12 protein-coding genes are annotated in these 10,704 nt (G+C 72.2%); 3 read left to right on the top strand and 9 right to left on the bottom strand.

Features of this window, described 5'->3' with window-relative positions:
* Together NCC78_RS20665 and NCC78_RS20660 are read left to right on the top strand one after the other, a co-directional pair.
* Positions 1-1,698: SbcC/MukB-like Walker B domain-containing protein (locus NCC78_RS20665; RefSeq protein ID WP_284706334.1), on the top strand; the 1,698-nt coding region annotated here is incomplete at its 5' end.
* A 47-nt stretch (positions 1,699-1,745) separates the two neighbouring features.
* Positions 1,746-2,990: a TIGR02679 family protein gene (locus NCC78_RS20660; RefSeq protein ID WP_250796376.1), complete on the top strand. Its 1,245-nt coding sequence runs from the start codon at positions 1,746-1,748 to the stop codon at positions 2,988-2,990.
* 511 nt (positions 2,991-3,501) lie between these two features.
* Here NCC78_RS20660 and NCC78_RS20655 read toward each other — a convergent pair.
* Positions 3,502-4,512: a nitronate monooxygenase gene (locus NCC78_RS20655; RefSeq protein WP_250796374.1), complete on the bottom strand. Its 1,011-nt coding sequence runs from the start codon at positions 4,510-4,512 to the stop codon at positions 3,502-3,504.
* A 65-nt stretch (positions 4,513-4,577) separates the two neighbouring features.
* Here NCC78_RS20655 and NCC78_RS20650 point away from each other — a divergent pair, with 65 nt between their 5' ends.
* Positions 4,578-5,219: a GNAT family N-acetyltransferase gene (locus tag NCC78_RS20650; RefSeq protein ID WP_250796373.1), complete on the top strand. Its 642-nt coding sequence runs from the start codon at positions 4,578-4,580 to the stop codon at positions 5,217-5,219.
* Between the two features lie 68 nt (positions 5,220-5,287).
* Here NCC78_RS20650 and NCC78_RS20645 read toward each other — a convergent pair whose 3' ends face one another.
* From NCC78_RS20645 to NCC78_RS20610, 8 genes are all read right to left on the bottom strand, one after another.
* Complete coding sequence (locus NCC78_RS20645) at positions 5,288-6,040, bottom strand: MBL fold metallo-hydrolase (RefSeq protein WP_250796372.1); 753 nt, start codon at positions 6,038-6,040, stop codon at positions 5,288-5,290.
* 77 nt (positions 6,041-6,117) lie between these two features.
* Entirely contained in the window at positions 6,118-6,516 is a 399-nt protein-coding gene (locus NCC78_RS20640; protein WP_250796371.1) for an NUDIX hydrolase, read from the bottom strand.
* A gap of 100 nt (positions 6,517-6,616) precedes the next feature.
* The gene (locus NCC78_RS20635) at positions 6,617-7,480 is read right to left on the bottom strand and encodes an SDR family oxidoreductase (protein WP_250796370.1); all 864 of its coding nucleotides are present in this window, start codon (positions 7,478-7,480) and stop codon (positions 6,617-6,619) included.
* An 83-nt stretch (positions 7,481-7,563) separates the two neighbouring features.
* Positions 7,564-7,956, bottom strand: coding sequence for a 50S ribosomal protein L20 (gene rplT, locus NCC78_RS20630; RefSeq protein ID WP_091087503.1), 393 nt, complete (start codon positions 7,954-7,956; stop codon positions 7,564-7,566).
* Between the two features lie 32 nt (positions 7,957-7,988).
* Positions 7,989-8,183 carry a 50S ribosomal protein L35 gene (gene rpmI / locus NCC78_RS20625; RefSeq protein ID WP_250796369.1) on the bottom strand — a complete coding sequence of 65 codons (195 nt, stop codon included), beginning with the start codon at positions 8,181-8,183 and terminating at the stop codon, positions 7,989-7,991.
* 19 nt (positions 8,184-8,202) lie between these two features.
* Positions 8,203-8,847, bottom strand: a complete 645-nt coding sequence (gene infC / locus NCC78_RS20620; protein ID WP_250796368.1) for a translation initiation factor IF-3 — start codon at positions 8,845-8,847, stop codon at positions 8,203-8,205.
* A gap of 341 nt (positions 8,848-9,188) precedes the next feature.
* Positions 9,189-9,662, bottom strand: coding sequence for a PH domain-containing protein (locus NCC78_RS20615; protein WP_250796366.1), 474 nt, complete (start codon positions 9,660-9,662; stop codon positions 9,189-9,191).
* Positions 9,663-9,824: 162 nt separating this feature from the next.
* On the bottom strand, positions 9,825-10,704 hold an 880-nt coding region (locus NCC78_RS20610), incomplete at its 5' end, for a DMT family transporter (RefSeq protein ID WP_250796365.1).

The raw sequence follows: 10,704 nt of genomic DNA, 5'->3' as shown, positions 1-10,704 counted from the left end.
CTGCGCCGGGCGACGGCGGAGCGCTCGCTGCCGGTGGACCGCATCGACGACACCGCTGATGCGGTGGACCGATTCGAGAAGCGGGGCGTACGCCTGGAAGGCGCGCGGCCGGCCGCCGCGCACGCCGCCGAGCAGGAGACCCAGGCGGGGCAGCGCCACGACGAGGCGGTCGCCCGGCTCACCGCCGCGCAGGACGCCGCGCGGACGGCCTTCTCCCGGCACCGGGAGAAGGCCGAGGCGCACCGCACGCTGCGGGCCAGCGTCGGCGCCGACGCGGAACGGGTGCTGGCCGAGGTGGCCCGGACCTCCGACGAGATCACCGAGGCGGAGAATGCCGTCGAGCAGGCCCGCAACCAGCTCGGCGCCGCCCGGGAACAGCGGGCCGCCGCGCTGACCCGGGTGGAGTTGGGCGAGCAGGTCGTGGCCGCCGCCGTGGCTGAGGCGCAGCACGACGCTCAGCGGCTGCGCCCGTACGCCCAGCCGGACCTGCTGGGCCTGCTGCGCTGCCCCACCGACCTGCGCTGGCCGGTCGGGGCGCCCGGCGACCAATCCGGCTCTGAACTGCATCCGCAGGTGGCAGCCCTGCACGAGGCGATCCTCGCCGCCACCCGGGAGTTGAGCCCCACCGAGACGTCGCTCAAGCAGAGCGCCACCCGGCTGACCACCGCGCTGACCGAGCTGCAGGCACAACTGCCGGCCGCCGGCCTCGACCACCGACCCGAGTGGGACACCGACGACGGGGTGATCGTGGTCCGGGTCGCCGACGAACAGGGCCTGACACCGGTCGCCCACTTCGCCGACCGGATCGCCCGCGAGCGCCGCGACCAGGAGCAACTGCTGACCGACTCCGAGCAGCGGGTGCTGGAGGACGCCCTGCTCGGGCAACTTGCCCGGCAGATCCATCATCGGACCATCGAGGCCCGCGACCTGGTGGCGGCGATGGACAGCCAGATGCGGGCCCGCCGGATGTCCTCCGGGCTCACCGTCGGCGTCGGCTGGAGGCTCGCCGATGACCTCGACGCCGAACAACGCGACGTCTGCAAGCTGCTCGAACGCGATCCGGCCCGGCTCGGGCCGGCCCAGCTCACCGCCATGCGCCGATACTTCGCCGCCCGGATCAAGACGGCGCGGGCGGCAGCGCCCGAGCAGCCGTACCGGGAACTGCTCGGCAACGTGATCGATTACCGGCAGTGGCGAACGTTCGCGTTCACCCTGCACCGACCCGGTGGCGGCACGGAGGCACTGACCCGAGCACGGCACAGCCAGCTCTCCGGCGGCGAGCAGTCGGTCTCCTTGCACCTGCCGCTCTTCGCCGCCGCCAACGCCCTGTTCGGCTCGGCACGGCCGGACGCACCCCGGCTGCTCGGCCTCGACGAGGCGTTCGCCGGCGTGGACGACACCGGCCGAGGTGAACTGATGGCCCTGGCGAAACAGTTCGACCTGGACCTGTTCATGACCGGCTACGACCTCTGGGCCACCCACCCGGCGGTCAGCGGCGCCGCCCACTACGACCTGTCCCACTCCGCCGTGGAACACGCCGTATCCACCGTGCTGCTGGTCTGGGACGGCTCGACCAACGTCGCCGACTTCGACGGAACGCTGGCTCGCGCGCTCGGCTCCCCGGAGACCCGCCGCGCCCCGGACGGTCGCGGAGAACCCGAGCGGGCCGGCGTCCTGCTCGACCTCGCGGACGAATGACCGGCGGGCGCGACGACCGGCCGTCGGAGCGGACCGGTCGAGAGACGTTGTCCGCGCAGCCGGGGCGGGACCGGCCGGGCGGGCACGGCAGTCCGGCAGAACTGGTCGAGCAGCCTGGCTGGCGGCGGTTGCTGAAGGCTGCACGACGCAGCCTGGAACGCACCGGCGGGCGGCTCGACGCCACCGTGACGCTGGCCGCCCCCACCGACGACGAACGTCTCGTGATCATCGGCATAACCGGTACCCACCGCTCCGCCTCAGCGGCCCGCCTCAGCGTCCGACTCACCGAGGTGGACGAGCACCTGCGGGCGGCACACGGAGTCGGCCTGGCCGACGTGCTCACCGCGACGGCCCCGCTACGCAACCGGCCGGCCGAGCTGAAACGCGAGGCGGTGGCCCGCGACGCCGTCCTCGCCGTAGCTCACAACGGCCGGCACGCCAGCACCGCCTGGTACGCCGAATGGCTCGACGGCCTGCGCCGCGACGGCACCCTGACCCGCGTCGTCCGAACCGGACTGCCGTTCGAGGACGTGGTTGGCGTACTGGACGCGCTGCCCGCGGCCGACGAACCGATGCCGGTCTTCGCCGACCGGGTGCTGGACGACACGAAGGCCCTCACCGAGGGGCCGCTGCGTGGACTCGTCCTACGTGCCGTCGCCGCGTGGCACCAGACGGCGCTACCGGTCCACGGCGAGCAGGAACGGGCCTTGTGGGAATCGGTCGGGCTGGTCCCGGACGACCTCGCCAGCCAGGTGCTGGTGCTCAACGTGCCGGCCACCGGCGGTCTGGTCGGGCGGTGGATGACCGAGGCCGCCCAGGCGGGCGTGCCGATGCGGGTCACCCTGCACCAACTGCGCCTGGCACCGCTGACCGTGACCTGCGACGAGGTGTACGTCTGCGAGAACCCCGCCGTGTTACGCGCGGCCAACGCCGCGCTCGGGGCCCAGGCTCCGCCGCTGATCTGCACCGAAGGAGTGCCCTCGGTCGCCGTCCACACGCTGCTACGCGCCGCTTGTGGGGCAGTGATTCGGTGGCGCAACGACTTCGACTGGACCGGCATACGACTGACGGCGGCGGCTCTCCAGCGGTACCCGAGTGCGGTTCCATGGCGAATGACAGCCGCCGACTACCTGCCTGCGGCGGGCACCGGCACGGCCCTGCTCGGTACGCCCGCCGGGACCCCGTGGGACGAGTCGCTAGGCGAGTCGATGCGGCGGACCGGCCGAGCGGTAATGGAGGAACGCCTGCTCGACCGGCTTATCGCCGACCTGCGCACGGCCGAAGCCAGGTGACGGTCCGGCGATGGCGACGGCGTTCCGTCGTCGGTTCAGGATTCCGTACCGGACAGAGGGGATCTACCGCTGCGCCAGGAGCCGGAGGCCATCGCTGACGACGACTCCGACTGACCGGCGGCCCCATGCCTCGCACTCCGCCGCCCCGTACTTCCGCTAGGCGGCGGTCTGTTCCACCCGCCGGCTTGCGGGTTTCCTGGCCGACGCTGCCCGGTCGGCCCACCTCTGGAGGTAGGGATCGCGACGACCACCTACCGACTTCCCTTTCACCATCCCGTCCCCACACCCGGTCCCAACGAGCCGGTGATTGACGAACCGCGCTCGGTCACCCCCGCGGGACCGGTGGGCCGTGGGCGTTGGAGGCGTTCGGCGAACACCATGTCTTGTCGACAGCTTGTTGACCCATTTGACAAGGCAATCGATTCGGGCACTGAGCTACGCAACCGGTTGCATCGATGGGCGGCCTTGATTACCGCTGCGGACCGGAACGTGTGTCGCGGCAGGCGGGCGCTCAGGCATCGCTCAGTCGGGACAGGATCTCGGCCACCGGGCCGGGCCGGGCCTCCCGGTGTGCCGTACCCGACCACAGGTTGATCCCGTCCGGGTCGCCGCGTTCGGCAGCCGCCGCGCGGATCGGCGCGGTCAGGTGGTGCACCGCGGGATACCCGACCGGCGCACTCGCCGAGTAGACGTCCGTGAACCTGTTCCCCAGCGCCCGCGCCGGCTGGCCGGTGAATGCCCGGGTCACCACGGTCTCGGTGAACCGCCCGGAGAGCATCGCCTGCCGTTGCGCCGGCCGCGTACCGGCCTCGTCGGCGAGCAGGAACACCGTGCCCGCCTGCACCGCGACCGCGCCTGCCGCCAGCAGTCGTCGTACGTCCGCCGCGGTTCCGGTGCCGCCCGCCCCGATGACCGGCAGATCCACGGCGGCGAGGACGTCGCGTACCAGTTCTGGTGCGGTAGAGGTGCCGTCGTAGTCGGCGGGTGAGGTGGTGGCCGAGTGGCCACCGGCCGATCCGGCCTGCGCGATGAGCGCGTCCGGTCCGGCGGCAGCCGCCCGCCGCGCCTCCTCGACGTTGGTCACCGTGACCAGCACCGTGCATCCCGCGCGGCGCAAGGCCTGGACAGCCGACGCCTCGGGCACTCCGAAGGCGAAGCTGACCAGCGGCACGGCTGCGGCGGCGGCGATCTCGACCTTGGCGGTGAAGTGGTCGTCGTCGTCGAGCCGCAGCTGCGGCAGGGCGACCCCGTACCGCTGCGCCTCCGGCTCCAGTGCCCGGCGATACTCCCGCAGCGGTGCCAGGTCGGCCGGGGGTGGCGACGGCACGAAGATGTTCAACCCGAAGGGCAGCCGGCTCGCCCGCAGGTCCGCGACCTCCCGCGCCACCGTGTCCGGTGTCTTGTAGCCGGCCGCCAGGAATCCCACCGCGCCGGCGGCCCCGGCCGCCGCCACCAGTTCAGGCGTCGACGGCCCGCCGGCCATCGGCGCGACCACGATCGGACGTGGAACACCCAGCACCATGGCCCCTATTGTGAAGCACCGCCGGCACCTACCCGGTGCAACCCGAAACCGAGGAGAAAGTGATCATGGCCGGCACGTTGGCCGATATCCTGGACGCGGCAGCACGCGGGCAATTCCCGCCGCCGGACGGCGGGACCACCGTGGTACCGCAGCCAAGCCACCGCGACGCCGGAGTGATCGCATTCACCGCGCACTCTGTGGTGTTCACGGACGAAGACCCCCAGTGGGTACGCCGCACCCTGGCCACTGTCGACTGCGACGGCCTGGCGGCCACGATGAATCCGCGTTTCCTGGGTGCGCTGCTCGACCGCACCGGGCGGTCCACCGACACGATCGACCTCCTGACGGTCGCGAGCCCCCTGTCCGGTGCACCCCCGCTGAAGCTACGCGAGCTTGTGGACGCCGATCATCCCCGCGAAGTCCGGGCACGTAAGCGCCGTGACGACGTCCGCGTCTGGGCGGCCGACGGCGGGGTGATCCTTCTTGGCCGGGGCGTAGCAGGCCGCTGGGAAACGGCGATCGAGGTCGACGAGGGACGTCGCCACCGGGGCCTGGGGCGGGCGCTGGCGACGGCCGCCCGGCATCTGGTGCCCGACGGGCAGCCGGTCTGGTCACAGCAGGCGGCTGGCAACGCGCGCAGTGTCCGTGCCTTCCAGGCGGCCGGGTTCCGACCGGTGGGCGCCGAAGCGCTGCTCCTCGGTACGTAGGCATTCCACGAACGGTCGGATCAGCCGAGTACGGGCGAACACCCTGGCACCGCCGTGACGAGGAGCGGTCAGCGATCTGGCGCCCCGAGTGTGACGGTGAGGCCTTCTTCGGCCGCCAGCACAGCACCGTCGAACTCCACCTGTGCGGCGGCCACTGCGGCTGCCCGGTCATTGCCTGGCCAAAAGTGGGTGAGCATCACTCGACGGGCGCCCGCCCGGCGAGCCCAGTAACCGGCCTCTGTGGAGGTCAGGAGATTACGTGTGGGTCGGTTGGTCTCGCCATCGCGGTCGGTGGCCTCGACGATGAACAGGTCGGCGTCGCGGCCGAGTTCGGCCAACGCGGGAGTCGGGCCGGTGTCCCCGGAGTAAGCCAGGGTTATCCCGTCAGCCTGTATACGGATGCCTGCGGTGGGCACGTAGTGCGGGAGCGGCAGTCCGGTCAGGTCGAACGGCCCCACCCGGTAGTTGCCCGGCAGCGGATGCATGTCGAAGACCGCGTGTAGGTCAACGTCCGGCTCCAGGCCGCTGATCCGGTCCAGTACGCCCGGCGGGCAGTACAACGGCAGCCGTGGTCCACCGGAGTCACCGTAGAACCGCATCCGGAACAGCCCGTGCAGATCGATGCAGTGATCGGGGTGCTCATGGGTGATGACGACAGCGTCCACTGCACCATCTGGCCAGTGCCCGAGCAGGCGCGGCAGCGTGGCGTAGCCAAGATCAAGCACCAACCGGTAGCCGTCCCAGTCCACGGCGAAACCGCTACAGGCACTGCCTGGCTCGGGAAAGGCACCAGAACTGCCAAGCACGGTGACCTGCCGCATCCGCAAAGGATCCCAGACTGCCAGCCACCTGTCCGGTGAGAAATTGTCGATACCTGTGGACGGGTGCCGACGCTGCCTCAGCGCATGCGCGCCGTCTCGTGTAAATGATCGAAGATGATCTGGTCGACTGGGGAGACCCGGTGGCGGTCGGCATGGGTGAACCAGACCATCTCCTCGATCTCGCTGCTGGGCTGCAGGACGCCTTGGTAGTCGGCGGTGTAGCAGGTCATGCGGACCATCGTCCCGTCCGGGTGACCATGGGCCTGGGCGTGGAAGGTTCCGACGTGCTCGGCGGTGTCAGGAGCGATGGTCACGCTGAGTTCTTCCTCAATCTCGCGGACGAGGGTGTCGATGTCGCCTTCGCCTGGTTCTCGCTTGCCGCCTGGGATGTAGTAGACATCCTTGCCGCGTGATCGCGAGCTGAGGATCGCGCCGTTTTCAAGGCGGATCCAGGCGATCTTGTCGATGATGGTCATGCTTGTTGCTCCCTGGGCTTGTCGGTGTGAGCTATTCGGCCAGGCCGGGTGGGCGCAGTCACGCAGCAGGTCAGCGCAGGAACCGGTCGGCTCCCGGCCGCTAGGCGCGGAGGCGGCGGACGAGTTTGCGCAGGCCGGCCTGCCAGCCGTCCGGGTCCTCGGCGCGGCGGCGGGCGTAGTCCGCGACCTCGGGGTGCGGGAGGATGAGGAACCGCTCCTCGGCGAGACCGGCGACCACCGCGTCGGCGACCTCGTCCGGGGTGAGCACCGCGCCGGAGGCGGCGATGACCTGGGCGCCCAGGTGGCCGGCGGCCAGCCCGTCGGCGAGCATCGGCGTGTCCACTCCCTGCGGGCAGAGCGCGCTGACCCGGACGCCCTGGTCGCGGTAGGTGATCGACAGCCACTCGGCGAAGCCCACGGCGGCGTGCTTCGTGGCGGTGTACGGGGCGTCCCCGACCGCGGTCAGCACGCCCGCCGCGGAACAGGTCATCAGCAGGTGGCCGCCGCCGCGGGCCAGCATCGCCGGGAGCACCGCGCGGGCGGCGTAGACGTGGGAGAGCACGTTCACCCGCCAGGCGCGGTCCCAGCCGGCGTCGTCGACCTCCACTCCCCCGCCGGTGGCCACGCCCGCGTTGGCACAGAACAGGTCGATCCGGCCGTACCGCCGTTCGGTGTCGGCGACCAGCGCGCGGACCTGCTCCTCGTCGGTGACGTCCAGCCCGACGGCGTGCGCGACCGGGCCGACGTCGGCGGCGACGGCGCGGGCCGCGTCGGCGGCCAGCTCGGCGTGGCGGTCCAGGGCGGTGGGCGTACCGAAGAGTTCGGTGACCACCCCCGGGCGGGCCAGGGCCTCGCGGACCGCCTGCGGCCCCTCGGCCAGGAAACGGCCGGCGGCCTCGCGGTCCCGGCGGCGCTGCAGCCGGCGGGCGGCGACCACCCGGGGTGTACGCGGCGTGAAGGGCATGGTTTCCGGTCCTCCGGCACGACCGAGGCGCCTCCCGTGCGTCGGTGACGACGCGGGAGGCGCCTCGCTCAGATGCGCCGGGATCAGGCGGCCTGGGCCGCCGCGCCGCCGGTGCCCTCGGCCGCGACCGCGGCCCGGGCCAGCTCGACGATCGCCGCGAAGGAGGCGGCGTCGTTGACGGCCATGTCGGCCAGGATCTTGCGGTCGACCTCGATGCCGGCCAGGCGCAGGCCCTGGATCAGGCGGTTGTAGGTCATCCCGTTGGCGCGGGCACCCGCGTTGATCCGCTGGATCCACAGCTGCCGGAAGTCGCCCTTACGGTCGCGACGGTCCCGGTAGGCGTACTGCATCGAGTGCAGCACCTGCTCCTTGGCCTTGCGGTACAGCCGGGAGCGCTGTCCGCGGTAGCCGCTGGCGGTCTCCAGCAGGGTACGGCGCTTCTTCTGGGCGTTCACAGCCCGCTTGACGCGTGCCATCTCAACTCCTTCTTACGTCAGGGTGGCGCGCGTCAGCGGCCGAGCAGCTTCTTGATGCGCTTGGTGTCGGCCTTGGCCAGCACGACCGTGCCGGTCAGCCGGCGGGTCCGGGTGGAGGCCTTCTTCTCCAGGTTGTGCCGGAGGCCGGCCTGCTGGGCAACGATCTTGCCCTTGCCGGTCACCTTGACCCGCTTGCCCATACCCGTGTGGCTCTTCATCTTCGGCATGTGGAACGTCTCTCCCCTGTTACTCGCCGGTGTTGTCGGCGACTGCGCCGGTCTCGCCGGCTGCTGCGGTCTCGCCGGTCGCCGCGGCCTCACCGGCTGCCGGGGCGGACTCCTCCGCCCGGTCCCGGGGTCCACCACGGGACGCCGTCGCGGCGACCGCGGAGGCCTTGACGGCCCGGTGCGGGGCGAGAACCATGATCATGTTTCGACCGTCCTGCTTCGGAGCGGCCTCGACGTACCCCAGGTCCGTGATCTCCGATTCGAGCCGACGCAGGAGCCGGTAACCCAGCTCCGGGCGGCTCTGCTCGCGACCGCGGAACATGATCGTCACCTTGACCTTGTCGCCGGCCTTGAGGAACCGCACCACGTGACCCTTCTTGGTCTCGTAGTCGTGCGGGTCGATCTTCGGCCGGAGCTTCATCTCCTTGATGACGGTCTGCTGCTGGTTACGCCGCGCTTCGCGCGCCTTCAGTGCGCTCTCGTACTTGAACTTGCCGAAGTCCATGAGCTTGCACACCGGCGGGCGCGCCATCGGCGCAACCTCGACCAGGTCCAGATCGACGTCCGCGGCCAGCTGAAGGGCGCGCTCCAGCGGGACGATGCCCACCTGCTCACCCTCGGGGCCGACCAGTCGGACCTCACGTGCCCGGATCTGCTCGTTCACGCGTGGTTCGACGCTGATGGGGCCTCCTCGAGTCGAGTTCTCCTACATGGCCGACCCTGCGGCTCCCGGGTGGGAGCCGACCCGGAAAGCAGAAGGCCCCGGCGCATGCCAGGGCCCGCTCGACCGGTCGGCACGATCACATGATCGCGCATCCGGCGCCGGGACGTGCCCGGAACCGGGGACCGGACCCGGCCACCGTCTGGCGACTACGGGTGGGAGCAGGCGCTCCTCTTTCATGGCTGCCTGCTCGCACGCGGAGACAGCCTGGTCGACTCGACCACACTACACCCGCGCCGGGTCACCGCCCAAACCGGGCACCCCGATCCCGGGCCGTGGCGCGGTCAGCGGCCGGTCGCACCCTCGGCGAGGCGGGCCTGGTGTGCCTGGTGCAGCCGGCGCAGGGCGCGGACGCCCTCCACCGCCAGCTCCTTGTCGGCGGCCTGCAGGGCGACCATCGGCAGCAGGTCGTCGTCGTGCAGCTCCAGGCTGGCCCAGGGCGCGCCCCGGTCGAAGCGGACCGCCCGGACGACCTCCCAGGGCAGCTCGTACGAGCCGACGACGTTGCGCACCCGCACGCCGCGCGCGTCCGCTTCCACCCGCGGCCGGGTGAAGAGCAGGAAGCCGAGCGCGCCGAAGACACCGAGACCGACCATGGCGATCTGGTCGCCGCGCTGGAAGCTGCCGTAGCCGTCGCCGGTCGGGCCGCTCAACGAGGTCGCCACCAGGCTGAACACCACGAGCAGCGCGGCCGCCGAGGCCCAGCAGACCACCCGGATGCGGCGGGGGCGGAGGCGGATCGACTCGGTTTCGCTCACCCCACCAGTCTGCCATCCGCCGCGGGCCGCCCCTCGACCGCCACACGGAGCGGTCGTGTCGCCGCCGGTCACCGGCCGCGGCCGCCCGGGGCGGCACCACCATGATCAGTTGATGGGAACCCGTCGCCGGAAGGCCCGGTACGACGGTGGAGCATCAACTGATCATGGGCTGACCGTCGCCCGCTCCGGCTCCCCCGCCGCTCCTCGCTTGGAATCGGGGGGTGCCGCCCGCCGGCCGGCGCCCCGGCCGGCGATCAGCGCCGCCAGGAGGGTGAGCAGCGCGCCGGCGAGCACCGGCAGCCGTACGCCCGGTCCGCCCGGCAGCAGCGCGTCGAGCAGCAGCGCGCCGCCCAGCTGCCCGGCGACCAGGGCCAGTCCGGTGCGCAGCACGCCCACCACCCGCACCCCGATGACCAGGCTCGCCACGATGCCGACGCCGAGCAGCCCGCCGGCGTACAGGTACCAGGCGTCCGGCCAGGTCGGGGCCGGCCCGGTGAAGGCGCCGGCCAGCGCCGCCACGAGCAGCACGACGGGCGTACCCGTGGCGAAGTTGACCACGACCCCGGCGGAGGCCGAGCCGGCGGCGGAGACCCGGGCGTTCAGCGCGGACTGGAGCGCGACGCCCAGCCCGCCGGCCACGGCGAGCAGGACCAGGCCGAGCGCGAGGTCCCCGACCGGCTGGCCGAGCTGGGCCAGCGCCACCGCCGCCACGCCGAGCAGCGCCCCGACCACCCGGGGACCGGTGAGCGCCAACCGGCCCACCGGGGCGAGCCCGGCCCGGTCGACGGCCAGCCCGCCCACGCTGCCGCCGGCGACCTGGGCGATGGTGAAGACCGCCACGCCCAGCACCGGTACGACGTACGCGCCGAGCAGCACGACGGCCGCCCCACCCAGCCCGCCCAGGTACGCCCACCAGGGCAGCCGGGCCCCGCGCAGCGCGACCAGGCCGGCCCGTACCGAGGGCAGCGCCAGCACCGCGAGGCAGACCAGCAGCGTCCCGCCGAGGTTGTTGACCACCGCGCCCAGGGTCGCGTCACCGGCC

It is taken from the genome of Micromonospora phytophila (assembly GCF_023656545.1).
GTDB classification, from domain to species: domain Bacteria; phylum Actinomycetota; class Actinomycetes; order Mycobacteriales; family Micromonosporaceae; genus Micromonospora; species Micromonospora phytophila.
Note: the sequence above shows the minus strand (reverse complement) of the source record. Positions and strands in the feature narration are given on the sequence as shown.